This is a genomic window from Gluconobacter sp. Dm-62, from assembly GCF_018256155.1.
Lineage (GTDB): Bacteria > Pseudomonadota > Alphaproteobacteria > Acetobacterales > Acetobacteraceae > Gluconobacter.
The window spans coordinates 177,238-202,738 of the sequence record NZ_JAERLY010000002.1; the positions used below are offsets into that span (position 1 = coordinate 177,238).

Here is a 25,501-nt window from a genome sequence, read left to right on the forward strand (position 1 = left end):
TCAAGGCACCGAGAACGGCAGCGGAATACGGTTGACGGTCACGACGCCACCGCTCAGCCCGATGTCCCACAGAGTCGCATCACCGCTCTGACGGCCCATCAGCCGGGCGATCGTCAGGGCGGCCACGACCTTTTTGGGCGCCGTGTCGCGGATCTGGCCGATCAGGGTATCGACGTTCGTCACACCGATATGCAGGTCCGCAGCCGAGGTGGCCGCCGTGGCGCCGGGCTCGATGGTGCCCTTGCCGTCAATGGCGCTGGTTCCGGTTACGGCATGCAGGGCGTTAATCGTGATCTGCTGGCGGGCGGTATCGAGGCCCTGAACCGTCAAATCTGCTGAAAGCTGCGTAGGCATGAGCGGCTGTTTGGTATCATGGATGCCCGTGCCCTCAACTTTCAGACGCAGGTCCGGCGTCGTCTGAACCGCTTGGATCGACGCCTTGCGGATCGTCATATCGTGACCCGGACGGGCGAGGGTCACATTCGTCCAGCTAGCCTGCGGGGTTCCGTTGCGGATGTCGCTGCTGTTGATCGTCAGACTCTGGTCCTTGCAGGCGGGGCTGATGCCGCCGCGAAAGGCGCTGAGCGCGGCATAGGCGGCCACGGCGTTAAAACGCTCCAGCGTCGCGCTCTCGACGTGGCCAGACGGGTCGGACAGGGTCACGCCACGGATATCCAGTGTGAGATCGGTTCCGGCCAGGGAGGCGTGAAGGCTCTTTGCTGTCAGGCCATGAGTGCTGCTCTGCGTTCCGCCGAGTTCGTATGTGAAACAGGAGGCGGGCAGGCCGGGAAGCGTGGAAGCGCTGGCCACGACCGGCATCAGAAGCGCAGCCGTGGCGGCAAGCAGGGTCAGACGAGTGGACATAAGGTGTTTTTCCGGACTGTGAAGAGGGATGAGAGACGTTAAGACTGTATTAGGGAATGCGGCGGTAAAATGATGGCACTTACTCCTCTTTCGGAGAAACGCGCGTGTCTTCCTCCATTTCCGCCATGCCCGCCATTCCGCAGTATCTCTCCATCATCAAGAATGAAGAGTCTTCGGCGAACAAATGGGAAAAAACAAGCGTCTCCACGCAGCAGGCTGTTGCAACTTTTCAGCAGGATGCATCTGCGATCAAGACGCCAGACCAGCTTCTGAAAAACTACAAGGCACTCAAGGTTGTACTAGGGGCGTATGGAATGTCCTCGGCGATCGGTGAGACCGCCGTACTCACGAAGCTCATGACGCAGGATCCGACCTCGACCAAGTCTTTGGCACAGACGAGCGGAAATGCGTCATGGAAGGCATTTGCGAATGCTTTTTCGGACTGGTCGACCTCGCCACTGGCCTCGGCTGACACAGTGCAGAGCATTACCCAGAGTTACCTGACCAATAGCTACGAGGACAGTCTGCAGACGGAAACACCGGGTCTGGGAGACGCCCTGTATTTTACCCGAACAGCTACGACGGACATGACGCTGGCGACTGTGATGTCCGATCCGAAGCTCTTGAAGGTTGCGGAAGTCGTTTCCGGTTTTGATCCAACCCAGTTCGGTGCGCTGGATTACGATCAGCAGGTCCGCCTTCTGGGATCCAAGCTGGATATGTCCAAGCTTAACACAACCAAGGGAATCCAGCAGTTCGCGCAACAGTATCTCGCGCTGCTGCAAATTCATCCTATCGCGACCACAACACCTGCAAGCATGCTCACCCTTTATGGGGGGGACGGATCCACAACCGGTATCCTGTCACTCTTTACGGGGAGTTCGGGTAGCGACAGCAGCTCATCATTGTATTCCGCCTTGTTCTAAGTCTTCTGCTGGCGTGACATCAGCAGAAGGGGTCTGTATCGCAGACACCTGACCGCATTTCAGGTGAAGGGATATTTCATGGCCGGACTGGACCCTAAGGACTGGCGCAGCATCCGTGACATCGGCCACCGGATGCTGGACGAAGTCTTTGATCGCATGGAGCGGGTTAATGAGGGTCCGGTCTGGCGACCCATGCCGGATACGGTTCGGGATGTCCTGAAGGAGGGGCTGCCGGAAAAGGGACGCTCCGTTGACGATCTGTACGGGCGGTACCTTGAACTGGTCGTGCCTTATGGGGCTGGGAATACGCATCCGGGTTTCATGGGATGGGTACATGGGGCTGGAACACCTGTTGGGATGCTGGCGGAGATGCTGGCCGGGGGGCTAAACGCCAATTGCGGTGGCCGCGATCACGCGCCGATTGAAGTTGAGCGCGAAGTCATCCGCTGGGCTCTACAGATGGTCGGAATGCCGCAGGATGGTTCCGGCTGTCTCGTGACCGGTTCTTCCATGGCCAATTTCATCAGCGTGATTACGGCGAGTCGTGCGCAGGATCTTTCCATCCGTATGGAAGGCCTTAAGGGGCGTAAGCTCGTTGGTTATGCCGCAACGACAGCCCACGGATGTCTGCCCCGGGCGTTTGATCTGGCGGGGCTTGGGAGCGAAGCGCTTCGGCGTGTGCCGGTTCTGGCGGATCACCGGATGGAGGTTGCGGCATTGCGCGACATGATTGCCGCCGATCGCAAAGCCGGTTTGGTGCCCTTCATGGTTGCGGGCACGGCCGGGACTGTGGATTGCGGTGCCATTGATGATCTGGTGGAAATCGAGGCTATCGCCCGTGACGCCGGGCTCTGGTTTCATGTCGATGCAGCGTTCGGGGCGCTGGCCTGTCTTTCAGCGCGTTATCAGTCACAGCTTGCCGGAATCGAAAAGGCAGACAGCCTTGCGTTCGACTTCCATAAATGGGCGCAGGTTCCTTACGACGCCGGCTGTGTGCTGGTGCGTGACAGCCACAAACATGCGGCGGCTTTTGCGCAGTCCCTGGATTATCTCGTGCGCGAAGAGCGCGGGCTTGCGGCGGGTGCTCCATGGTTCTGTGATTTTGGACCAGACCTGTCGCGCGGCTTTCGGGCGCTCAAGGTCTGGATGACGCTGGGTCATTACGGGTCTGAGCGTATGGGAGAGATGGTCGAAACCTGCTGTGACGTCGCAACCGATCTGGCCCGGCGCGTTGAGCGCACGGACGGCCTGACTCTGCTGGCGCCAGTAACCCTGAATATCGTGTGTTTCGGGATCGACGGTCTTGAGAATGCCGAAGTTTCGGAACTGGTGCAGGATCTGCATGAAAGCGGGATCGCTGCGCCGTCCACGACAAAGATCAATGGTCGGCTGGCGGTGCGGGCGGCGATCGTCAATCACCGCACCACCACCGTTCATACCGACCAGATGCTGGACGCCATTATCGCGCTGCGCGACGACCGGTTGAAGGCGCAAACAGCGCGCTGAGCTGTGCCATCATGGTTCCGCCGAGGTCTTCGGCGGAACTGATGGTGACGCTGTTGCGGTAATAGCGCGTCACGTCATGCCCGATGCCAATGGCCAGAAGCTCCGTGCCACGGTCCGCCTCGATCCGGGCGATCACCTGTCGGAGATGATCTTCCAGATAGTTGTGCGGATTGGCCGAGAACGTACTGTCATCAACAGGCGCACCGTCTGAAATCACCATCAGGATGTGACGGTGTTCGGAGCGACGACGCAGGCGTTTCCAGGCCCAGAGCAGGGCTTCGCCGTCGATGTTTTCCTTGAGCAGGCCATCACGCAGCATCAGACCCAGATTGCGCCGGGCGCGCCGCAGAGGAGTGTCTGCATCCTTGTAGATGATGTGGCGCAGGTCATTCAGGCGTCCCGGCTGGGGAATGCGGCCGGTCTTGAGCCAGCGTTCGCGGCTCTGGCCACCTTTCCACTGTCGTGTCGTGAAGCCAAGAACCTCGACCTTTACGCCGCAGCGTTCGAGCGTCCGGGCGAGAATATCGCCGCAGATCGCGGCCGTCCCGATCGGGCGCCCCCGCATTGAGCCCGAATTATCGATCAGGAGAGTGACAACCGTATCGCGGAACTCCGTCTCACACTCATGCTTGCACGACAGCGGGAGCGTCGGATTGGTCACAACGCGGGAGAGGCGCCCGGCGTCGAGAATGCCTTCTTCCTGTTCGAACTCCCAGCGGCGCTGCTGCTGGGCCATGAGGCGGCGTTGCAGACGGTGCGCCAGACGTGACACAAGCCCGTGGAGCTGGGACATCTGCTGATCGAGCTTCTGACGCAGGCGGTCCAGTTCGTCCGCATCACACAGATCGGAGGCATTCACTTCCTCATCAAAATCCGTGGTGTAGGCCTTGTAGGTATTGGGGGCTTCGGACGGGCCTGTCTCGGCCTGCTCGTCCGAGGGGCCAGCCGCTTCCTCGGTGCCGTCTTCCGACATCTCAGCGGCGTCCGTGGCTTCGCTCTCGCCAGAGAGGCCGGTTTCGCCGCTCTCGGGTTGATAGCCGCCTTCTTCCTCTTCCGTCGCAGCAGGAGCCTGCTGGTCCTGGCCATCCGCTTCAGGTGCGTCGCTGTCCGTTGTTTCTTCTTCGTCGGACGGCAGATCGGACGGTGCCATCTGCTCTTCGTCCTCATCAGGGGCGGTCGTGAGCTTGCAGGCTCCAAGGAAACGGGTTGTGGCGCGGGCAAATGCCGTCTGGTCGCTCTGGGTGCGGGCCATATCGGCAAGGGCCGTCTTGGCGGCGGGTGTCAGGGAAGCGCGCCATTCATCCAGTGCCGCTCCCGCCTGAACCGGCATGGAATGGCCGCTCATGGCTTCACGCGCGAGGAGATCCAGCGCCACGGGGGCTGGCATCTCCTCGCGCGTTTTCATACGGTTACAGCCAATCTCGGCGCAGTGCTGGGCGACGCGCTGTTCCAGATTGGCGCGCACGCCTGCCATATGGCGTGAACCGTAGACTTCGCAGCGGGCCTGTTCAAGTGCATCGAATGCCTGTCGGGCCAGAGGTTCAGCCGGTGCATTCGTGCCTCTGTCAGCATGATACCGCATCCGCAGAGCGGCAGCGTCCGCGGCCCCACGGATCTTGCGGATTTCCCAGTCGTGCATGTGGCGTGACAGATAAGGCAGCTCTACACTGCCAGCATCCGTCGCGTTCTGACGACTGCCGTCGACGGCGCCCTGAAAATCCACGCCCTGCTCTGGTGCGCCACCCATGGCACGCAAGGTGGCGACAGTGGCCTGACGGAAGCGTTCCTGCCGTTGTTCGTCGGTGAGGGAAGTCTTGGGAGCGGACAAGGGATCAGGCCAGCGGTGAGGCGTTGAAGCAGCGCTGATAGTATTCCGCCACGATGCCGCGCTCGGCTTCATCGCATTTGTTGAGGAAGGTCAGGCGGAAGGAGAAGGCGACGTCGTTGAAGATACGGTTGTTCTCGGCCCAGGCGATGACGGAACGCGGTGACATCACAGTTGAGATGTCACCGGCCATGAAACCGGAGCGCGTGAGGTTCGCCAAGGCCACCATGCGTTCGATCAGCGTGGTGGCCTCCTTGTCGGTTGCCGGAATTTTCAGCTTGGACGTGACGATGCCCACTTCCTGTTCCAGCGGCAGGTAGTTCAGGGTGGCGACAATGTTCCAGCGGTCCATCTGGCCCTGATTGATCTGCTGGGTGCCATGATACAGGCCGGTCGTGTCGCCCAGTCCGACCGTGTTGGCTGTGGCGAACAGGCGGAAGGCAGGGTTCGGACGAATGACGCGGTTCTGGTCCAGAAGCGTCAGATGCCCTTCGGCTTCCAGCACGCGCTGGATGACGAACATCACGTCCGGACGGCCGGCGTCGTATTCATCGAAAATCAGGGCGCAGGGATGCTGGAGGCACCAAGGCAGCAGACCTTCGCGGAATTCCGTAACCTGCTTGCCGTCCTTGAGCACGATGGCGTCTTTACCGATCAGATCGATCCGCGAGACGTGACTGTCGAGGTTGATCCGGACGCAGGGCCAGTTCAGGCGTGCGGCGATCTGTTCGATATGGGACGACTTACCGGTGCCATGAAAGCCCTGAACCATGACGCGGCGGTTGAAGGCGAAGCCTGCCAGAATCGCGCGGGTTGTGTCTTCGTCGAACTTGTAGGACGGGTCGATGTCGGGAACGTGTTCCGTACGGATGGAATACGCCGGAACCTGGATGTCAGTCCGGATGCCGAAAACGTCTGCCGAGGAGACCATGAGGTCAGGTGCGCCGAGAACGCTGGTCGGGGCCGAAGCATTTTCAGCGGTGGTCACGGCTTCAGGGGTGTCAATCGTCGCGAAATCACTCATGGGACTGTCAGGCTTTCGTTGGATCTTTGGATACAGGACGTTCTGGAGAAGATGGAGCCTCGGCGCCCTCTGTTCCAGTCTAAAAATTCAGGAAACGAAATCGTCCTGACGCGTGAAATGGACTTTGAGGACGGCATAGGCCGATCCGATGGCCTTGAACCGCTCTTCGGATTTCGCATCGCCGATATTGGCATCGGGATGATGCTGACGGGCGAGGGCGCGATAGCGGGTTTTGACCTCATCGAAGGAGACGGGCCATGTCAGGTCCAGTGTGGCGAGCGGCTGGCGCAGGGGCTCGGGAATACCCGCGGCCTGCGCAGAAGCACGCTGCCGTGCCGCGTCTTTTGCACGCTCTGCGCGGCTGTGACGGGTGGCGCCGAGGATGTCCAGCGGGTCAATGACGTCGTCCTCGTTGAACTCCGCCTTGTTTGCCGTGCCGGTCCCCAGTTTCCAGGACGGGCGCTGCCACGAGACGTCGGCCCGCAGATGCGCCTCGATCTGGCCTGGCGTCATACCGCGATAGAAGTCCCAGCGAGAATTATATTCCCGGACATGCTCAAGACAGAACCAGAAATACGAGCGCAGGGCATCACGCCCGCGCGGCGCCCGATAGCCGGCAAGTTCGTTGCAGCCCGGATGGTCACAGACCTGTTCCGGCGCGTCAGGATCGGGATCAAAGGCCCGGTGTCTGGTGGATTTGCGCTGCATGGTGTCTGATATGGGCAATCACAGCCGCCCGATGCAAGCGGGCATTCCTCAAGCGGGACGATTTTCATCATGTCTGAAACAGCTTCACACCCCTCCGCACCGCCCTCCAGCCGACGCGAACGGATTGCGGCCCTCCTTCAGAAAGAACTCTCGCCCACACAGCTCGAAATCCATGATGACAGCGCCCGCCACGCCCATCACGCCGGGGCGAAAGCGCTTGGCGGCGGGGGAGAGACGCATTTCAACATCGCCATCACAAGCGCACGGTTTGACGGATTGAACCGCGTGGCGCGGCACCGGCTGATCAATGATCTGCTGGGCGGAGAGTTCAGTTCCGGCCTGCATGCCCTGTCACTGGTCCTGCACGGAGAACAAACCCCATGAAACGTGCTCTTCTGACGCTTCTGCTTCTTTCAGGCTGTGCAACGGGCGGATACAGCCATCTGCCTAAAGCCGACCAGAATGATGTGCATCGTATTGAGGCCTATCTGAACGGGATTCAGGGATTGCAGGCGGCTTTCATCCAGCGCGGACCGGATGAAGGCGAAAGCGGTGGACGCTTTTCATATATCCCGGGTCATCTGAGGCTGGATTACGTCGTACCGCATCCGATGGAACTGGTGGCCGGGGAAGGGCATCTTGTTCTGGATGATCAGGGGACGGGCGCTGTCACACATCTGTCGCTGCGGCACAATCCGCTTGGACTGCTGCTGAAGCACCCGATCCGCTTTGATGGCGACATCCAGGTGACGGATGTACGGCATGGGAACGGATCACTTCAGATTTCCGTGGCACAGGCCGATAACCCCTCACAGGGCCTGCTGACGATCCAGTTTTCGGACGTGAACGGTCAGCTCAGCCTGATCGGATTGCAGGGCGTGGATGCCCGGCAGCATCATTTTGGCGTCCTGTTGTCGGATGTGAAACAGGGCGTGGTGATCGTCCCCTCCGTTTTCACGCCTCCTGCGGGATAGAGCCAAAGCGCCCGGGCCATGAGGCGGCGAGGGCGTCATCCAGATCTTTCATCGTCAGACTGCTGTCGAATCGCTGAAGACTGGTGACGCCGAATTCGCGGATGCCGCAGGGCACGATTCCGTCGAAGTCGTCCAGATCGGGGCTGACATTGATTGAAACACCATGCCAGCTCACCCAGCGGCTTACGCGAATGCCCAAAGCCCCGATCTTGGCTTCAAGTTCGGTCAGGGGATCAACGGTCCAGACGCCAATGCGTCCCTCGCGGGTAAAAGCCGTGACGCCGAGCCGGGCGAGGGCGTCGATCATCCAGCCTTCCAGACCCGCTACAAACGCGCGCAGGTCACGGGGAGGGACAGTACCGTTCGGCTTCGTCAGATCCATCATGACATAGCCCAGCCGCTGCCCCGGCCCATGATAGGTCCATTGGCCACCACGTCCGGCCGCATAGGTCGGATAGCCGTGAGGATTATAGAGGTCGGCGTCCTTGGCCGATGTGCCTGCCGTAAAGACAGGCGGATGCTCAACCAGCCAGACCAGCGGCTCTGATGTTCCCTGATGAATGGCCCGTGCGCGCTCTTCCATGAACGCAAGCGCTTCAGGGTAAGGTGTCAGTCCCTGCGTGGATTTCCACAAAATTTCTTCACAAATCTCATTTCGGGTCATTGCCCTCGTTTCTGGCATCGGCTATAGCCCCTCCCACACCAGACGGTCATGCACGAAGCAGGGTCGTTTGTCACGGGGCGGCCGTGGCGGAATGGTAGACGCGCAAGCTTGAGGTGCTTGTGGGGGCAACCCCGTGGAAGTTCGAGTCTTCTCGGCCGCACCACTGACATTTAGATGTCAGTGTATCCCAGTAAAAATCACACATCATGAAAAAACAAACCCCACAGGGGAACAAGGCGTTTCTCTGCGGTCCACTGGTCTGTGCCATGTTGTTGCCAGACTATTGAGACAGGTTTAATGCTCTTGCGTCCTTGAGAACGTCTGGACTTCCAGTTCGGCGGTCGGGCGTCATTTCGGCTGATGTGTGAGGTTTTGTGATCAAGCCACTGAAAAAAGCTGTCCTTCCTGTTGCCGGCCTCGGAACGCGGTTTCTGCCCGCGACTAAAGCCATGCCGAAGGAAATGCTTCCTGTCGTCGACAAGCCGCTGATCCAGTACGCGATTGATGAAGCTCGCGAAGCGGGGATCGAAGAGTTCTGTCTCGTGACCGGTCGTGGCAAGGACAGCCTGATCGATTATTTCGACATTGCTTACGAGCTTGAAGCCACGCTTAAAGAGCGCGGCAAAAAAAGCGCGCTTGAAGCGCTTGCTCCCAGCAGCGTTCAGGCTGGATCGCTCGTCGCCGTGCGTCAGCAGGAGCCGCTGGGCCTTGGACATGCAATCTGGTGCGCGCGCTCCTTCATTGGCGACGACCCGTTTGCCATCCTCCTGCCGGATGATATCGTTAAGGGGCGCAGCTGTATCGGTCAGCTGGTCGAGGCATACAATCAAACCGGCGGTAATGTCGTGGCCGTGACGGAAGTCCCTCCCGAGCATACGAACCGATACGGTATTCTCGATGTTGGCCATGACGATGGTAAGCTGGTCGAGGTCAAAGGTCTGGTTGAGAAGCCTGCGCCGGAGGATGCACCATCTAACCTGTCCATCATCGGCCGTTATGTGCTGACGCCGGAAGTCATGAAATATCTGGCGAAGCTGGAGCGTGGCGCGGGCAATGAAGTCCAGCTGACGGATGCCATGGCCAAGACGATCGGCGAAGTGCCGTTCCATGGTCTGCGCTACGAAGGCACACGCTATGACTGCGGCGATAAGGCTGGCTTCCTTGAGGCACAGATCGCGTTCTCGATCGACCGTGAAGATCTTGGGGCCTCGGTGAAGGCGTTTCTCAAGAAGTACAAGCAGTATGTCGATGCGCCCTGATGCCATTTCGGCATGAGTTTGATCCGACGAGCCTGCGGGAATATGACATCCGTGGGATCGTCGAGGAGACACTGTATCCTGCCGATGCTTTTGCTATTGGTCGCACGTTTGCAAGCATGGTTCTCCGTGCGGGCGGGAAGCGGATGGTCATCGGATATGATGGTCGTCTTTCCTCGCCTGTTCTGGAAGAAGCGCTGGTTCGGGGCGTGGTTGAATCCGGGGCGGATGTGACGCGGATCGGGTGTGGGCCAACGCCCATGCTCTATTTTGCATCTGTGGCAGATGAAGCCGATGGTGCCATCATGGTCACAGGCAGTCACAACCCGCCCGATTATAACGGTTTCAAGATGATGATGGGCGGAAAGCCGTTTTACGGTGACCAGATCCATGAGTTGGGCCGCCTGGCCGTATCAGGCAACGTTCTTCCCGCAACGGAAGGCGTATACCGCAGAATGGATATCTCCGACCGATATCTTGATCGATTGGTTCAGGACTGCGACGGTGTCCGGCCCCTGAGGGTTGTCTGGGACAATGGGAATTCCGCAGCGGGTGAGGTTCTGAAACGTCTGGTCCAGCGTCTTCCCGGTGAGCATACGGTGCTTTTTGGGGAGATCGACGGACATTTCCCGAACCATCACCCCGATCCGACTGTGGAGAAAAATCTTCAGGACCTCATCCGGGTTGTTGATGAAACGCAGGCCGATCTCGGGATTGCCTTTGACGGCGATGCGGATCGGATCGGCATAGTTGATAATCGTGGCCAGATTTTCTGGGGTGACCAGATGCTGGTTCTGCTTGCGCAGGATGTTCTGAGCCGCCATCCGGGCGCAACGATCATCGCCGATGTGAAAGCCAGTCAGATCCTTTTCGACGAAATCGCGAAGGCTGGTGGTCGGCCCCTGATGTGGAAGACCGGGCATTCGCCTATCAAGACCAAGATGGCTGAGACCGGCTCTCCGCTTGCTGGCGAGATGTCGGGGCACATTTTCTTTGCTGACAAGTGGTATGGCTTTGACGATGCGCTGTACGCAGCGGTTCGCATCCTGGGGATCGTGTCGCGTCTGCCGGGGCCACTTTCGGATTTCCGTGACAGCCTCCCGGCGACGGTCACGACTCCTGAGCTTCGTTTCCACTGCGACGACAAACGCAAGTTCGAAGTGATTACGGAAGTGGCTGGACGTCTTCGGATGGAAGGCGCAGACATTTCTGAAATTGACGGCGTACGCGTCAATACTGCTGATGGCTGGTGGCTTCTCCGGGCGTCCAACACGCAGGCTGTTCTGGTTGCCCGCGCTGAAGCTAGTGATGAGCCTGGGCTGGATCGTCTGAAGGGGGCTCTCGCGGTCCAGCTTGAAGCCTCGGGCCTTAAGGCTCCTGATTTTTCCGATAAGAATGCGGGGCACTGATATGGAACGCATTAAGGTGTCCTGGCAGGTCTGTCAGTGACCGGCCCGTTCCAGTCATTCCTTGAACCGGGGCAGATCGTCCAGCATCCCGATCACCCTGAGTGGGGCTGGGGACAGGTCCAGTCGGCTGTAGGAGAGCGGGTGACCGTCAATTTCCAGCATCAGGGCAAGGTCCTGATCGACGCCTCCCGAATCACGCTCAGGCTAGTTCCGCGAACGCGGTGAAACGGCTTCTGACCCGCAGCGCACGCGTTGTCCTGAACACGCTTTTACCTCCTGCCTGCGCAGCCTGCGGGACAGAAGTCATGACGGACGGCGCGTTCTGCAGCACGTGTTTTCAGGCGGCTCACCGGATAGTTTCCCCTTTCTGTCATCGTTGCGGAGTGCCGCTGGAAAATGAAGGGCTGGGAGGTGCGCAGAGCTGCTGTGCGGTCTGCGAGGCGCATCCGCCCGTCTGGCGTTCCGCACGCGCTGCATTTGTTTATGATGCGTGGTCACGGCGTCTGATCCTGCCGCTGAAATATTCCGATCATACTGAAAACGCGGCAGTTCTGGCCCGCCACATGACATCTGCCGCAGGCGACATGCTGAAGACCGTCACTGTTATCGTGCCTGTCCCTTTGTATCGCACCCGATTGTGGAAACGGCGTTACAATCAGGCTGGACTCATGGCGCAGGGCATTTCACGACTTGCGGGCGTGCCCTGTGTGGTGGATGCTCTTCAGCGTGTCCGGTCGACCAAGGCACTGGCCCGGCTGTCTGCCGGGGAGCGTGAGCGGGAGATGGAACATGCTGTCCGGGTCAGGAAGGGGCGAGAAAACCGGATATGCGGACAGGCCGTTCTTCTGGTGGATGACGTGCTGACGACGGGCTCCACGGCAGGGGCCTGTACTGAGGCGCTGATGAAAGCCGGTGCGTCGAGCGTCGATATTTTGGTTGCAGCCCGGACCGGGAGAGTGGATGAACAGAACCCGCGCTATGTCCAGGAATGAGGATCCTATGTCGAAGATCGAGATTTTTACCCAGCCTGGATGTCCTTACTGCGTGCATGCCGTCAGCCTGCTGCGCTCCAAGGGGATAGAGTTTCAGGAAATCAATGCACCCCACGGGTCAGCCGAGCGTGAGGCTTCCATTCGTCGCTCCGGCAGCCGGACCGTCCCCCAGACTTTTGTCGATGGGAAGGGACTGGGGGGCTGTGATGACCTGATGGCGCTCGAGCGTGCAGGGCGTCTTGATGCTCTGCTGGGCAAGGTCTGAATGCGGGGAGCAGGCTTTTTCGCGGCTGTCCTGCTGGCTGTGGCGTCACTTTCCTGTGTTCCGGCCCAGGCTCAGACGCCCGTTCCACCAGACCAGTCCTCATCGGATATTCCGGAAGAGGGGCTGTGGCTGTCGGAAGAACATGATGGGCTGTTTTCCATTCAGCCCTGTGGTCACATGCTCTGTGGGCAGTTGATTGGCATGGCTTATGACGGGGCCGTTCCCAAGGATGTGTGGGGACGTTCGCAATGTGGCATCCGCATGCTGACAGACTTTGTCCCAATTGAAGACCGCAAGTGGCAGGGTCATATTCTTGATCCGCGGACCGGACGAGTCTATCAGGCGCGGATATGGGTGTCCGAGCCCAATGTCCTGAAACTGCGCGGATTCGTTCTGGGAATGCCTCTTCTGGGTGAAACCCAGACTTGGACCCGCTACACTGGTCCGCCTGTTGGGCCGCAATGCAAACTGCCGAAGGATGCGCGTTAGGTCTGTTGCCGGGAAACCTGTGACGGGGTCTGGATGCGTCTTTTTCTGGCGGCGGGCGTTATCCCTGCCACATCGAAAGGAATGCAGACCCATCATGTCCCATCCTGTTTCCCGCCGCAGCTTCGCGGTCGGATTGGTTGCCGGCGTTGCTGCGGCCGGTACCGGCGTTGCTGGTGCCGCTGATCCTGAAAAGACGGTTCTCACGCCGCCTCCGCCGCCCAAGCCGGTCTCCAAGACAATCTGTTTTGTTGGCGGCTATACGAAACACGGACCGCCAGGCGGTGGAACAGGGAACGGGCAGGGTATTTCCGTTTTCGATATGGACCGCGATACAGGCGTTCTAACGCCGATCACGACGTTCACGGATATCGCCAGTCCCTCTTTCCTTGCGATCTCCAAGGACCAGCGCTTTATGTATGCGCTGAGCGAGATTGATGATTTCAACAAGGACGGTGACGGCTCTGTCACGGCTTTTGCCATTGATACCAAGACGGGATCACTGCGTAAGCTGAATGTTGTCAGTTCGAAAGGCGCCGTTCCGGCCCATCTGAGCATCCACCATTCGGGTCGCTATGTGCTGGTCGCCAATTATGTCGGCGGCTGCGTTGCCGTCCTGCCAATCCGTTCGGACGGATCACTGGGTGAGGCATCGGACGTTGTGCACAACACGGGGCCGCGCCAGCCGGAGAGGGCCTCGGACAACCCACAGGGCAACTTTGCCGTGTCCGATCATTCGGGTTCGCATCCGCACATGATCCATTCCGACCCGAGCGGCAAGTTCGTGCTGGCGGATGATGCCGGTCTGGACCGGGTCTATGTCTGGACGCTGAATATCGACACCGGAAAGCTGATCCCGGCCAAGACTCCTTATTACGATATGGAACCGGGCTCGGCGCCACGCCACTTCCAGTTCAACCATTCCGGCCGCATCCTGTACAATCTGTGCGAACAGGATTCGAAGGTTGTGGTCTCCAATTTCGATCCCGCGACGGGTGCGATCAGTGACATCCAGACGGTCAGCACCGTTACGTCGCATTTCCGTGGCTCAACGCTTGCGGCTGAAATCCTGATCTCGGCCAGCGGCAAGTTCGTTTATGTCTCGAACCGTCTGGGTGATTCGCTGGCCGTGTTCGCCATCGGGAGCGATGGAACGCTGACGCTTCAGGACGAGGTCTGGATGCATGCGGATTACGGCCGCGCGCTGATGTTCGATCCGTCCGGCGCCTTCCTGTTCTGCGCCAACCAGCGCTCGGATGCGGTCACGTCTTTCAAGGTGGACAAGAAGACGGGCGAAATTGCGTTTACGAACAATTTCACCCCCGTTGGTAGCCCGACGACCTTTGCGTTCATGAACACGCAGGTCTGATCGATCGCTTTCGGATCAGGGCGGTTGCAGCAGGTTCTCCTGCTGCAACCGCCCTTTTTTGTTCAGTCCTTGCGAAAAATCGCGATGTAATTGATGCCGGTGTCGCGGCTTTCGCGCCACTGGAACGGGACGTAACTCATCCCGGCAATGTCCAGCATCCGCAGACCGGCCTTGCGGGCCATGGCGGCGAGTTCATCGGGCTTGATGAATTTCTTCCAGTCATGGGTGCCGACGGGCAGCATCCGCAGCAGGTATTCCGCACCGAGTTTGGCCACGGCGAAGGAGCGCGGTGTGCGGTTCAGCGTGGAGACCGCGACCATCCCGCCCGGCTTTGTCAACGTGGCCAGCATGTTCAGGAAGTCCTGCGGATCATTGACGTGCTCGATGACCTCCAAGGCATTGACGACATCAAAGCCTGCCCCTTCCGCCACGAGGTCTTCAGCACTGCTATTGCGATAAGACAGGGGGGCTGCTTCGGGCGGAAGGGGATGTTCGGCCAGATGCGCTTCCGCAGCGTGGATGCCGGGGGCGCTGGCATCGATTCCGAGTGTGTCGAAGCCGAGTTTGGCATAAGCCTCACTCGCCAGACCCGCGCCACAACCAATATCAAGCAGGCTCAGAGGCCCGGGGGATGCTTTGCGCAGAGGGGCAACGTGACGGCTGACCCACTCGGTGCGCAGGGGATTCATGGCGTGCAGGGGCGCCATGGGGCCACGCGGATTCCACCAGTCTTCCGCCAGGGCGCTGAAATGGGCAATTTCGGATTCTGAAACGGATGAACGTCTGGAATCCTGTCCCGGAGAGGTGTCAGTGGGCATCGGAACTGTCCTTCTGTGTGCCTGTCTGCCGCGCGTCATCTGGACGTAACGGAGCGAGACGAGTATGTGGACCGGCAGAGTCTGTTCAGGTGCCGGGCGGTATGCATGTCTTTGCCGTACCCGATGCCAGACCCGAGCGCACAACGCCAGACACGTACTGGAGCCTTATCCGCGATGTCCATGCCCGATACTCCCGTCCACGACCAGCTTTCCGGTCGTGCCGATCCCCATGCCGTCATTCAGGCTGAAGGCGGGAAACGGAAGACGGTTGTCATGAAATTCGGCGGCACGTCCGTCGGGAATATCGAGCGTATCCGGAACGTTGCAAAACGCGTGAAGGCGGAACATGACCGCGGACGCCGTGTTGCAGTCGTGGTCTCCGCGATGGCGGGCGTGACGAACCGGATGGTCGGCTATTGCGCCGAGCTGAACCCGCTGGCCGATCCGAAGGAATACGACGCCGTTGTTGCTGCCGGCGAGCAGGTGACGAGCGGACTGGTGTCCATCGCGCTTCAGGCGCTTGGTGTGAAAGCACGTTCGTTTCAGGGCTGGCAGATTCCGCTTGTGACGGATGACGCCCATGGCAAGGCCGCTATTGAAAGCGTTGATGGTTCCTCGCTGCTCACTTGTCTGGATGACGGCGTTGTTCCCGTTGTGGCCGGCTTCCAGGGTGTCGGTCCTGATGGGCGGATTGCAACGCTGGGACGCGGGGGGTCGGATACGTCCGCCGTTGCTGTCGCGGCTGCGATCAATGCTGATCAATGTGATATCTATACTGATGTGGACGGGATCTACACGACCGATCCGCGCATCGTGAAACGCGCCAAGAAGCTGGATCGCATCACCTATGAAGAGATGCTTGAACTGGCTTCCGTAGGCGCCAAGGTACTTCAGACCCGCAGCGTCGGTCTCGCCATGCGCGAGGGTGTCCGGGTGCGGGTGTTGTCGTCTTTTTCCGATACGGATGACGACAGCGGTTCGATTGTTGTTGATGAGGACGAGATCATGGAGAAGGAACTGGTTGCGGGGATTGCCAACTCGCATGACGAAGCGAAAATCTCCGTGCGGAACATTCCGGACCGTCCGGGCATCGCCGCTGCGATTTTCGATCCGCTGGCAGCCGCGAACATCAATGTCGACATGATCGTCCAGAGCGTTGGCGTGGACAACATGACGAACATGACTTTCACGGTCAGCAAGGCCGACGAGGCCGCCGCCCGTGCCGTGCTGGAGAAGGCCCGCGAATACGTCCAGTATGGCGAGCTGATTACGTCGCATAATGTGGTGAAGATCAGCGTCGTGGGAATCGGCATGCGTTCGAATGCCGGTCTGGCCGCGCGGATGTTCCGCACGCTTGCCGATCGCGGCATCAACGTGCAGGTCATCTCAACGAGCGAGATCAAGATCTCGGTTTTGATCGATTCCGAATATACCGAATTGGCTATGCGCGCGCTCCACACGGCTTACGGCCTTGATTCAAAAGAGGAAACCGACGCGTGAGCGAAACCCTGAGCGAGACCCTGGACGCCCGCGAGACTCTGGATCGGCTGTGGAAGCCGGGCTGTGACTTCCTTGGAAGCGAAGTCGCGATCCTGGGCGGCGCCATGTCCTGGGTCAGCGAGCGGCATCTGGTTTCCGCGATTTCCAATGCCGGCGGATTTGGTGTCATTGCCTGTGGTGCGATGTCGCCGGAGCGTCTGGAAGAGGAAATCGTTGCCACGCAGGCGATGACGAAGCGTCCGTTCGGTGTGAATCTCATTACCATGCACCCCGATCTGGACCGACTGGTGGATGTCTGTCTGGCGCATAATGTTTCGCACATCGTGCTGGCAGGCGGCGTTCCGAACAGCGCCACGATCCGCAAGGTACGTGATGGCGGGGCACGGGCAATCGGCTTTACGCCGGCTCTGGCTCTGGGCAAGCGTCTGGTGCGCATGGGCATCGAGGCCCTCGTGATTGAAGGTTCGGAAGCGGGCGGCCATGTCGGGCCGGTGTCTCTGACGGTACTGGCGCAGGAAATCCTGCCACATATCCGCGACGTGCCCGTATTCGTGGCCGGTGGGCTTGGACGCGGTGACGCGGTTCTGTCCTATCTGGAGCAGGGTGCAGCCGGTGCGCAGCTCGGAACGCTGTTTGCGGCTTCCGAAGAAAGCATTGCGCATGAAAACTTCAAGAAGGCCTTTCTGCGCGCCAATGCCCGCGATGCGGTGACGACCGTGCAGCTCGACGAGCTGTTCCCGGTCATTCCGGTGCGCGGCCTGTCGAATGAAGGTGGCCGCCGTTATGCAAGGCTTCAGGGCGAGGCGCTCCAGAAGTTTCAGAGCGGCGAACTGACCAAGGAAGAAGCCCAGCTTTCGATCGAGCACTACTGGGCCGGTGCGCTGCGTCGTGCCGTTATCGAAGGGGATGTGGAAACGGGTTCCGTCATGGCAGGTCAGTCCGTCGGCATGGTCAAGGAAATCCGTCCGGTCGCCGACATCCTTGCAACGCTGGTGCAGCAGGCCGTCGATGCCATAAAGCAGCGTGAAACCCGCATTCACGCGTCCAGCTAACGGATTTTCCGGTCATGTCCCCTCCGCCCTCCAGCCGCCCGTTGTCGCAGCCTTCTGACCAGCCTAGTGTTGGAACGGTGTTGCGTACGCGTCGCGAAGAGCTGGGATGGCGGTTGGAGGACGTGGCGGAATGGCTGCGAATCCGGCCAAAACTTCTGGCAGCCCTTGAAGCAGACGATCTGGCAGGTCTGCCTGGTGTCGCATATGCGGTTGGATTCCTCCGCACCTACGCGCACGCCATGCAGCTTGACGCCAACGCGCTGGTCGAGCGTTTCCGGCGTGATACGCGCGGTGCCGTAACCCGCAAACCGGATCTGGTTTTCCCTCAGCCTGAAGGTGACAGGGGACTGCCAATCGGGGTGCTGGTCGCCGCAGGGCTGGTAGTTGTGGTGGCCGCCTATGTAGGCTGGTATCGCTTTACCGAGCATGACAATCCGGCTCAGCGGCAGGTCCCGGCCGTAGCAGAGTTGATGTCGGGTGCAGCAACACTGGCAACGACGTCCCCGCAGGTGGCCTCCGTGATGCCAGGACGCGCACCAACGCCTGAGCCACATGCGCCGGTGACTTCAACACCTGTACCCGTCGTAGTGCCTTCACAGGCTGCTGGACCAAATCAGCCTGCACCGTCATCGCCAGCCCTGGCGGCAGCTGCTCCGGCCCAGACGGTAGGAACAGCTGCCATGTCTCCTGACACGGACGAAGACGCAGAACCCGCGCCACCGGGTGAGGCACCTTCAGCCGAAAAAGAGGCGACGCCCGGGCAGCCAGCTACTGATCTGCCGCCCGCAGTTCCGGAGGGCGCCGTGGTGCTCAGGGCATTGTCTCAGGTCTGGACCCAGGTCCGGGACCGTGACGGGCATGTTCTTATCTCGCGCGTCATGCAGCCGGGAGAGAGCTGGCAGGGTGACCCGGCTGGCGCGCCGTTCCGTATGTCTTTCGGCAATGCGGGCGGTGTGGTCCTGACTACTGCCGGGGCAACCAGTGCCCCGTTGGGCAAGGAAGGTCAGGTCAGGCGCAACGTTGAAGTGACGGCAGATGCCATCCGCTCCGGCGCTTTTGGATCCGGGATTGCATTGCCCGTTCAGCCTGACGCGCCAGTTCCTGCCGCGGAAACTCCGGCCATCACATCCCCGGGTGCGGCATCCTCGCCTCTGGCCGCAAAGCCAGCGCCCGTTGCGCGGAAAGCACCGCCGCCAGCGCATGAAGTCTCAGCCGATGACCTGAATGCCCGGCAGCTTGAACATCAGCCGCTGGAACAATCGTCGCCATCGCATTAAACCCTTATATCCGTCAGGGGGGCTCAGTGCCCCTGAATACAGCCCACTGGGTCAGAGCTCCCGGTCCTTCCCGGGCACGAAGAGGTAAATCATGAGCAGCTACCGTCCCTATCAGCACATCGAGCGTCGCAAGTCGCGCCAGATCCATGTCGGCAAGGTTGCGGTCGGTGGTGATGCCCCGATCTCCGTGCAGACCATGACCAACACCCTGACATCCGATGCACAGGCCACGATCGAACAGATTCGTGTGGCCGAACTGGCCGGCGTGGACATCGTGCGTGTTTCCTGTCCGGATGAGGCCAGCACGGCCGCCCTGGCAGAGATCGTACATGAAGTGAACGTCCCCATCGTCGCGGACATCCATTTCCACTACAAGCGCGCCATCGAGGCCGCGAAGGCCGGTGCAGCATGCCTGCGCATCAATCCGGGCAATATCGGCAGCGCCGAGCGCGTACGTGAAGTCGTCAACGCCGCCAAGGATTACGGCTGCTCCATTCGGATCGGTGTAAATGCCGGCTCGCTGGAAAAGCACCTGCTTGAGAAGTACGGTGAGCCTAACCCCGAGGCTCTGGTCGAGAGCGCTCTGGAACACGCGAAGATCCTTGAAGATCACGACTTCCACGAGTTCAAGATCAGCGTGAAGGCATCTGACGTGTTCATGGCCGTCGCGGCCTATCAGCAGCTTGCGGATTGCTGTGACCACCCGCTGCACATTGGCATCACCGAGGCTGGCTCCAAACGTGCAGGCACCGTGAAGTCGTCCATCGGTCTGGGCAATCTGCTCTGGGCTGGCGTGGGTGACACGATGCGCGTGTCGCTCTCGGCCGCGCCGGAAGAAGAAGTGCTGGTCGGCTGGGATATCCTGAAGTCCCTCGGCCTGCGTCATCGTGGCGTGAAGATCATTTCCTGCCCGTCCTGTGCGCGTCAGGGCTTCAACGTCGTTGAGACGGTGCAGACCCTTGAAGATCGTCTGCAGCACATCAAGACCCCGCTGACGCTGTCCATCATCGGCTGCGTCGTGAATGGCCCTGGTGAGGCCCTGATGACCGATATCGGTGTGACCGGCGGCGGCAATGGCCGTCACATGGTCTATGCCGCAGGCCGTCAGGATCACACGATGCCGGCTGGCGATATGATCGAGCACATCGTGGACCTCGTGGAGAAGAAGGTTTCGGATATCGAGGCGGGCAAGGTCGAGGCCTCCACGGCCAAGCAGATGGATCCGGCAGCCAGCTGATGTCAGGACTTCAGCCCCCACGCGGGACCCACGACCTTATTGGCGACACCATGCGTCGCCACCACCATGTTGTGGAAACGGCGCGCCGGGTTCTGCGGACCTATGGTTTCGAGGAATGGAGCACACCCATCTTCGAAGACACGCGCGTCTTTTCGCGCACGCTCGGCGAGACGTCCGATGTCGTGTCTAAGGAGATGTACACGTTCGAGGATCGCGGCGGTGAGAGCATCACCCTGCGGCCTGAGGGCACGGCAGCAATCTGCCGCGCGCTGGTCACGAACGGCCTGACGCAGTCCCTGCCGCAGAAGGTATTCTATCACGGGCCGATGTTCCGCTACGAGCGTCCGCAGAAGGGGCGTTACCGTCAGTTCCATCAGATAGGCGCGGAGCTGATTGGTGCGGAAAGCCCGCTGCGGGACGCCGAGACGATTGCCATGGCGCAGGACATCCTGCGTGAACTGGGTCTGGGCGATCACGTCACGCTGGAACTCAACACGCTTGGTGATCTGGCCAGCCGTCAGGCCTGGCGGGAAGCACTGGTGGCGTATTTCCGGGACCATGCGGATGCGCTGTCGGAAGAAAGCCGTGTCCGTCTCGAAGCCAATCCGCTGCGGATTCTGGACAGCAAGTCCGAACAGGACCGCAAACTTCTCGACGACGCGCCGGCGTTTGCGGACTATCTGAACGATGAATCCCGCCAGTTCTGGGACACGCTTCGGGCCAGCCTTCAGGCATTCGGCGTGGATTTCGTTGAGAACCCGCGGATTGTCCGTGGCCTCGATTACTACAGTCACACAGCGTTCGAGTTCGTGACCTCAAAGCTTGGTGCTCAGGGCACGGTGCTGGCTGGTGGTCGGTATGAAGGGCTTGTGGAGCAGATGGGCGGTCCGGCCATCCCCGCGATAGGCTGGGCTGGCGGGATCGAGCGTCTGGCGATGCTGCTGGATTCTGTTCCCGAGCTTCCGACCGGAATTGCACTGGTGCCGATGGGAGACGAAGCCATCCTCAAAGCCGCGTCGCTTGCGCGCGCGCTGCGGTCTGCCGGGATGCGGGCCGAGATCGAGACCCGTGGAAACATGAAGAAGCGGATGGAGCGCGTGGTGAAGTCCGGTGCGTCCCATGCGATTGTTCTGGGTGATGAGGAAATCGCCAAGGGCGTGGTGCAGCTTCGGGATCTGTCCAGCCGCGAGCAGCAGGAAGTCCCGTTTGCAGATCTGGTACGTGTTCTGAGCGCAGGACGCGCCTGAGCACATGGTGGTTGATGACAGGCTTGAGCGGATTGTCGCGCGTTCGGAAGAAGTTCAGGCCCTGATGTCTTCCGGCGATTTGACGGGTGAGGCCTTCACCCGTCTGTCGCAGGAATATGCCGAACTGGAGCCGGTGGTCGCATCCATTCAGGCCTGGAAAAGTGCCGAGGACCAGAAAGCCGGGGCGCAGGCCCTGCTTGATGATCCGGAAATGCGCGAGCTGGCGCAGATGGAAATGGCAGAGATCGAGGCGACTTTGCCCGACCTCCAGCACGCTCTGCGTCTGGCACTCCTGCCGAAAGATGCGGCGGATGAGCGCAGTGCCATTCTGGAAATCCGGCCAGCGGCGGGTGGTGACGAAGCCGGACTGTTCGCGGCGGAACTGTTCGATGCCTATCGCCGCTTCTCGGAGCAGAATGGCTGGCGTTTCGAGGTCATGGAATATGCCGAGAACGAAGTCGCAGGCCTCAAGGAAGGCATGGCGACCATTTCGGGCCGGTCGGTTTTTGCGCGTCTGAAATACGAATCCGGCGTGCACCGGGTGCAGCGTGTTCCCTCAACGGAAAGTCAGGGACGGATCCATACCTCCACCGTGACCGTTGCCGTGCTGCCCGAAGCCGAAGAAGTTGATGTCACGATCAATGACGATGATCTGCGGATTGACGTCTATCGGGCCTCTGGGGCGGGCGGCCAGCACGTCAACAAGACCGAAAGCGCGGTGCGCGTGACCCATATGCCCAGCGGCATCGTGGTGGCGATGCAGGAAGAAAAAAGCCAGCACAAGAACAAGGCCAAGGCCATGAAGATCCTGCGTGCCCGGCTCTATGAGCGGGAACGCGCGCAGCTTCATGCCACGCGTGCCGCGGACCGGAAGTCACAGGTCGGGACGGGCGACCGTTCGGAGCGGATCCGGACGTACAATTTCCCCCAAGGCCGCGTGACGGACCACCGGATCAATCTGACGCTTTATAAGATCGACCGGATCATGGGCGGCGAATTCGACGAAATCATCGACGCCCTGACGCGGGAAGAGCAGACCGAACTGCTCGCCGCCGCAGGGTTCTGAAACTCAGGTATTGGGTGTGGCACAGACTGCAGCGCGCCCATGCCGGTGCGTTGCAACGGCGGCATCGTCGTAATCGACCAGAAAGAAATCAGTGAAATTGTTGGTTCCCACGGCATCAAGCGAATGGCCTTCGGGGTGGTGGAGCTGGCCTTCGCTGCTGACCTGATGGGTTTCCTGATGGCCGTTCCGGATAATGGTGATTTCCCCGCACAGGGCGTAATCCACATCGGAGCGGCCGACCGGAAGCGTGATCGTCTGGGTTTCATGGGCCTTGGACAGTCCGAGTCTGAACGTTGCAACCAGATTGCCATCCAGATAGAGGCGCGAGACTTCCGAAATTTCTTCGGGCGCGCGCTCGTCCGTCACGGTAAAGGACGGTGGCAGTTCCCGCGACAGGTCTGATTGTGCCTGAACGGGTGTGAGTGTGCAGCCAAGCAGCAGAGCGGAAAAGAGGAGCGCACGTTTGGACTTCATGACACCAACTATAGCAGGTTCGCTTTGAAGATAATGGCCAAAGATGATCTTTTGCGCGAGGCCTCACAGGCCCTTCACCTGGCGGGGATTGAAGATGCGCGGCGTGAAGCGCGGCTTCTGCTGTGCTGGGCGACGGGACGGGATCTGGGCGGCCTGCTGTCTCTGGATGGTGTAGAGCCTCTGCAGGCATCGCGATTCGCAGAGGCTCTGAAACGGCGTCTGGACCGGGAGCCTCTGGCATTCATCACAGGCGAGACCGGCTTCTGGACGCTGGATCTGGAGACGGGGCGTGACACGCTGATCCCTCGTGCGGATAGTGAATCCCTGATCGAAGCCCTGCTGGATGTCTGTCCAGACCGTAACGCGCCGCTCTCCATTCTCGATTTGGGAACCGGAACGGGCTGTCTCTTGCTGGCGGCGCTGTCTGAGTACCCACAGGCAACAGGTGTCGGTGTTGATCTGTCTCCGCAGGCGGCGGCGCTGGCACGGCGCAACGCCATCCGCACCGGGCTGGAGAAACGCAGTGTTTTTCTGGCTGGAAGCTGGGCGGATGCGTTGAGCGGAAGGTTCGATATCGTCCTGTCCAATCCGCCTTATATCGAGACCCGGGATCTGGCCGGGCTGATGCCTGAAGTCGTGCAGTATGAGCCCGCCCGGGCTCTTGATGGTGGGGTGGATGGGCTGGAAGCCTATCGTATCCTGTGCGCGAGCCTGCTGGCGCTTCTCGTTCCGGGCGGATACGGCATTCTGGAGATGGGGATCGGGCAGATTGATTCGGTTTCTGCGCTCGGTGCGGCGAACGGGCTGCGGGATGTCGCGCATAAGGTGGATCTGGGCGGCGTGGAAAGAGCTCTGGTGCTGCAATCGGGCGCCTGAAAATGGATCTTGACGAAAAACCGTTGGCTTGACTGACGGAACTTGGTATTGCTAAAGCCAATGCATGCGAATTGAAGGTGTTTTATCGGCACCGTCAGACGTATCTTTGCCCATCGCTCATGTCATCATGCACTGACGATGGAAGATTGGCTGAGCCGGGTTCAGCCATAGCGGAACAGACAGACGTCTTTTTCGATAGCGGCGATCGGAACTTTCTGCAGTTGCAGAACGCTCCGCGTCATCATGAAAGTGCATCACGGGTCGATGAATATGAAGCGCATAAGAGGCCGGCATCATCGTGCGGGCAGTGGGCCATCACGCAGCAGCAGTGCCCAGACACCTCTGAACCGCAACCATGTGTTTGACAGTAACGGACCCGATCTGCGGGTGCGTGGTACGGCGCAGCAGCTGTTTGAGAAATATCTCCAGCTTGGCCGCGACGCGACCGGAACTGGCGACCGCATCCTTGCAGAAGCCTATTTCCAGCACGCGGAGCATTACTTCCGTATTCTCAACGCCATGAATCAGGCCGCCGAGAAGAGCCAGCAGGAGCGGAACGAACGTCAACAGCAGCGTCAGCGCGCCTACGAAGATCGTCGGGAGCCTCGTGGCGAGCGCGGTGACGACGAACAGCCGTCTCATGAACAGGACGGCGAATACAGCTCTGAACGTTCTTCGGATGAAGAGCAGGATCGTCGCACGGCTGAGGCCGAGGCAGACTGAAGCTCCGGCTCAGCAGAAAAAACCGGCCCTTCAAAGGGCCGGTTTTTTTTATCTCAGACACGGCCTATAAAACGGTCGGGCAGGCGCCACAGCTCGGTTCCGCTCAGATGCAGGTCGAGCCGATAGCGGTCTTGCATGCGCGACTGAGTGCTGTCTTCGACCTGCTGGCGCCAGAAGGTCAGGCGCTCATCCCGACTGTCCAGGCTGGCTTCTGTCCGCGGCAGCCCCGCCATACCGCGAAGCATGTTTTCCCAGTCGGTATTTTCCAAGCGCTGATGACGTCCGACGTCTTCTGAAATCCAGGGCTGACGGCGGGTTCGCTCCAGACGTTCCAGTCCCGAGGGAAGATCTGCATAGCGGAGATGGAACAGGAAAAGAGGCGCTGCAACGCTAGGAATAGCTTCCTCGCAGCAATGAAAACCGGGCGCCCATGTAATGGGAATACGGGTCAGAACCGGTTTGCACATCGCGCTTGAAAAGCGGAGTTGGCGACGCTGCAGGGAGAAGGGGCGTGTGTAGTCGAGCGGGGCTTCCTCGTCCGGGATATGAATGACGTCAAACCCTGTCGCTGTGACAACCGGGGTTCGGTTGAGGAGGGCAAATTCCGTCAGGGAAGGGACGAAAGCCGGATCGGCCAGAAGGATCTCGTCCACATCCGTGTAGATGACGCTGTCATACCATTCGAGCAGGCTGTCGCAGAATTTTCCGATAGCGCGGGTGCGGCGTTCATCGTCCTGCGGTGAACGGGGGATCCTGATGACGTTGACCTGTCCGAGATGAGACGTCGAGTTGTCATCTGAGCCATGATCAATCACGTAACAGGCCGCTTCTCCGACCTGAGCACCATAATGGCGCCGCCAGACCATAAGATGTTCCGGCTCGTTATAGACCATCGTCACGACGGCGAGGGGTTTCTTGCTCATGCCCGGAGAATACAGGAAACCCATACGGGCAGTAGAGGCA

27 protein-coding genes and 1 tRNA gene are annotated in these 25,501 nt (G+C 60.0%); 20 read left to right on the plus strand and 8 right to left on the minus strand.

The features are described from left to right. Positions 1-864, minus strand: a complete 864-nt coding sequence (locus tag JK202_RS02555; protein WP_211557763.1) for a DUF2125 domain-containing protein — start codon at positions 862-864, stop codon at positions 1-3. 104 nt (positions 865-968) lie between these two features. Here JK202_RS02555 and JK202_RS02560 point away from each other — a divergent pair, with 104 nt between their 5' ends. Both JK202_RS02560 and JK202_RS02565 read left to right on the plus strand, forming a co-directional pair. Next, positions 969-1,790, plus strand: a complete 822-nt coding sequence (locus JK202_RS02560) for a DUF1217 domain-containing protein (RefSeq protein ID WP_211557765.1) — start codon at positions 969-971, stop codon at positions 1,788-1,790. Between the two features lie 78 nt (positions 1,791-1,868). After that, positions 1,869-3,296: a pyridoxal-dependent decarboxylase gene (locus JK202_RS02565; protein WP_211557767.1), complete on the plus strand. Its 1,428-nt coding sequence runs from the start codon at positions 1,869-1,871 to the stop codon at positions 3,294-3,296. Here the strand turns inward: JK202_RS02565 and JK202_RS02570 are convergent. From JK202_RS02570 to JK202_RS02580, 3 genes are all read right to left on the minus strand, one after another. Then, positions 3,250-5,124: a cobaltochelatase CobT-related protein gene (locus tag JK202_RS02570; protein WP_211557768.1), complete on the minus strand. Its 1,875-nt coding sequence runs from the start codon at positions 5,122-5,124 to the stop codon at positions 3,250-3,252. The genes JK202_RS02565 and JK202_RS02570 overlap by 47 nt on opposite strands. Positions 5,125-5,128: 4 nt before the next feature. Continuing rightward, complete coding sequence (locus JK202_RS02575) at positions 5,129-6,145, minus strand: AAA family ATPase (protein WP_211557770.1); 1,017 nt, start codon at positions 6,143-6,145, stop codon at positions 5,129-5,131. A gap of 87 nt (positions 6,146-6,232) precedes the next feature. Then, the gene (locus tag JK202_RS02580) at positions 6,233-6,853 is read right to left on the minus strand and encodes a DnaJ domain-containing protein (RefSeq protein WP_211557773.1); all 621 of its coding nucleotides are present in this window, start codon (positions 6,851-6,853) and stop codon (positions 6,233-6,235) included. A gap of 69 nt (positions 6,854-6,922) precedes the next feature. Between JK202_RS02580 and JK202_RS02585 the strand changes: the two genes are divergently transcribed. Together JK202_RS02585 and JK202_RS02590 are read left to right on the plus strand one after the other, a co-directional pair. Beyond that, entirely contained in the window at positions 6,923-7,237 is a 315-nt protein-coding gene (locus JK202_RS02585) for a BolA family transcriptional regulator (RefSeq protein ID WP_211557774.1), read from the plus strand. Then, positions 7,234-7,827: an outer membrane lipoprotein carrier protein LolA gene (locus JK202_RS02590; protein ID WP_211557775.1), complete on the plus strand. Its 594-nt coding sequence runs from the start codon at positions 7,234-7,236 to the stop codon at positions 7,825-7,827. Before JK202_RS02585 ends, JK202_RS02590 begins: the two co-directional genes overlap by 4 nt. Here JK202_RS02590 and lipB read toward each other — a convergent pair. Next, positions 7,808-8,509, minus strand: coding sequence for a lipoyl(octanoyl) transferase LipB (gene lipB, locus JK202_RS02595; RefSeq protein ID WP_211557776.1), 702 nt, complete (start codon positions 8,507-8,509; stop codon positions 7,808-7,810). The two genes, JK202_RS02590 and lipB, sit on opposite strands and share 20 nt — an antisense overlap. 59 nt (positions 8,510-8,568) lie before the next feature. Between lipB and JK202_RS02600 the strand changes: the two genes are divergently transcribed. The 8 genes from JK202_RS02600 (at position 8,569) to JK202_RS02635 (ending at position 14,268) form a co-directional block, all read left to right on the plus strand. Continuing rightward, positions 8,569-8,654, plus strand: a tRNA-Leu gene (locus JK202_RS02600). A 211-nt stretch (positions 8,655-8,865) separates the two neighbouring features. After that, positions 8,866-9,750, plus strand: a complete 885-nt coding sequence (galU, locus tag JK202_RS02605; RefSeq protein WP_211557777.1) for a UTP--glucose-1-phosphate uridylyltransferase GalU — start codon at positions 8,866-8,868, stop codon at positions 9,748-9,750. Continuing rightward, a complete protein-coding gene (pgmG, locus tag JK202_RS02610; protein WP_211557780.1) occupies positions 9,750-11,156 on the plus strand; it encodes a phosphoglucomutase/phosphomannomutase PgmG in 1,407 nt (468 codons plus the stop codon). Before galU ends, pgmG begins: the two co-directional genes overlap by 1 nt. 30 nt (positions 11,157-11,186) lie before the next feature. Further along, complete coding sequence (locus tag JK202_RS02615; RefSeq protein ID WP_249199620.1) at positions 11,187-11,381, plus strand: DUF3553 domain-containing protein; 195 nt, start codon at positions 11,187-11,189, stop codon at positions 11,379-11,381. After that, positions 11,378-12,148 (plus strand): ComF family protein, encoded by a 771-nt coding sequence (locus JK202_RS02620; protein ID WP_349291815.1) that lies wholly within the window; start codon positions 11,378-11,380, stop codon positions 12,146-12,148. Before JK202_RS02615 ends, JK202_RS02620 begins: the two co-directional genes overlap by 4 nt. Positions 12,149-12,155: 7 nt before the next feature. Continuing rightward, a complete protein-coding gene (grxC, locus tag JK202_RS02625) occupies positions 12,156-12,413 on the plus strand; it encodes a glutaredoxin 3 (protein WP_211557783.1) in 258 nt (85 codons plus the stop codon). Then, positions 12,414-12,902, plus strand: a complete 489-nt coding sequence (locus JK202_RS02630; protein ID WP_211557784.1) for a DUF2147 domain-containing protein — start codon at positions 12,414-12,416, stop codon at positions 12,900-12,902. It begins immediately after the preceding gene. A gap of 94 nt (positions 12,903-12,996) precedes the next feature. Then, positions 12,997-14,268, plus strand: coding sequence for a lactonase family protein (locus JK202_RS02635; RefSeq protein ID WP_211557786.1), 1,272 nt, complete (start codon positions 12,997-12,999; stop codon positions 14,266-14,268). 62 nt (positions 14,269-14,330) lie between these two features. Here the strand turns inward: JK202_RS02635 and ubiG are convergent, their stop codons facing one another. Beyond that, a complete protein-coding gene (gene ubiG, locus JK202_RS02640) occupies positions 14,331-15,086 on the minus strand; it encodes a bifunctional 2-polyprenyl-6-hydroxyphenol methylase/3-demethylubiquinol 3-O-methyltransferase UbiG (protein ID WP_211557788.1) in 756 nt (251 codons plus the stop codon). 174 nt (positions 15,087-15,260) lie between these two features. Between ubiG and JK202_RS02645 the strand changes: the two genes are divergently transcribed. The 6 genes from JK202_RS02645 to prfA all read left to right on the plus strand — a co-directional run bounded on the left by JK202_RS02645 (position 15,261) and on the right by prfA (position 22,465). Continuing rightward, on the plus strand, positions 15,261-16,586 hold the full coding sequence (locus JK202_RS02645; RefSeq protein WP_211557790.1) for an aspartate kinase: 1,326 nt from the start codon (positions 15,261-15,263) through the stop codon (positions 16,584-16,586). An 8-nt stretch (positions 16,587-16,594) separates the two neighbouring features. Beyond that, complete coding sequence (locus JK202_RS02650; RefSeq protein ID WP_211558684.1) at positions 16,595-17,638, plus strand: nitronate monooxygenase family protein; 1,044 nt, start codon at positions 16,595-16,597, stop codon at positions 17,636-17,638. A 14-nt stretch (positions 17,639-17,652) separates the two neighbouring features. Next, the gene (locus JK202_RS02655) at positions 17,653-18,915 is read left to right on the plus strand and encodes a RodZ domain-containing protein (protein ID WP_211557792.1); all 1,263 of its coding nucleotides are present in this window, start codon (positions 17,653-17,655) and stop codon (positions 18,913-18,915) included. Positions 18,916-19,006: 91 nt separating this feature from the next. After that, positions 19,007-20,152 (plus strand): flavodoxin-dependent (E)-4-hydroxy-3-methylbut-2-enyl-diphosphate synthase, encoded by a 1,146-nt coding sequence (gene ispG / locus JK202_RS02660; RefSeq protein ID WP_211557794.1) that lies wholly within the window; start codon positions 19,007-19,009, stop codon positions 20,150-20,152. Next, positions 20,152-21,399 carry a histidine--tRNA ligase gene (hisS, locus tag JK202_RS02665; RefSeq protein WP_211557798.1) on the plus strand — a complete coding sequence of 416 codons (1,248 nt, stop codon included), beginning with the start codon at positions 20,152-20,154 and terminating at the stop codon, positions 21,397-21,399. The genes ispG and hisS overlap by 1 nt, the downstream gene beginning before the upstream one ends. A 4-nt stretch (positions 21,400-21,403) precedes the next feature. Further along, a complete protein-coding gene (prfA, locus tag JK202_RS02670) occupies positions 21,404-22,465 on the plus strand; it encodes a peptide chain release factor 1 (RefSeq protein ID WP_211557799.1) in 1,062 nt (353 codons plus the stop codon). A gap of 3 nt (positions 22,466-22,468) precedes the next feature. On the opposite strand, the gene JK202_RS02675 is transcribed toward prfA, so the two are convergent. Continuing rightward, positions 22,469-22,939 (minus strand): hypothetical protein, encoded by a 471-nt coding sequence (locus JK202_RS02675; RefSeq protein ID WP_211557801.1) that lies wholly within the window; start codon positions 22,937-22,939, stop codon positions 22,469-22,471. 33 nt (positions 22,940-22,972) lie between these two features. On the opposite strand from JK202_RS02675, the gene prmC reads away from it, so the two are divergent. Continuing rightward, positions 22,973-23,815, plus strand: a complete 843-nt coding sequence (gene prmC / locus JK202_RS02680) for a peptide chain release factor N(5)-glutamine methyltransferase (protein WP_211557806.1) — start codon at positions 22,973-22,975, stop codon at positions 23,813-23,815. A 264-nt stretch (positions 23,816-24,079) separates the two neighbouring features. After that, a complete protein-coding gene (locus tag JK202_RS02685) occupies positions 24,080-24,538 on the plus strand; it encodes a DUF4167 domain-containing protein (protein ID WP_249199621.1) in 459 nt (152 codons plus the stop codon). A 53-nt stretch (positions 24,539-24,591) separates the two neighbouring features. Here the strand turns inward: JK202_RS02685 and JK202_RS02690 are convergent, their stop codons facing one another. Next, complete coding sequence (locus JK202_RS02690) at positions 24,592-25,461, minus strand: glycosyltransferase family 2 protein (RefSeq protein WP_211557808.1); 870 nt, start codon at positions 25,459-25,461, stop codon at positions 24,592-24,594. Positions 25,462-25,501 lie beyond the last annotated feature (40 nt).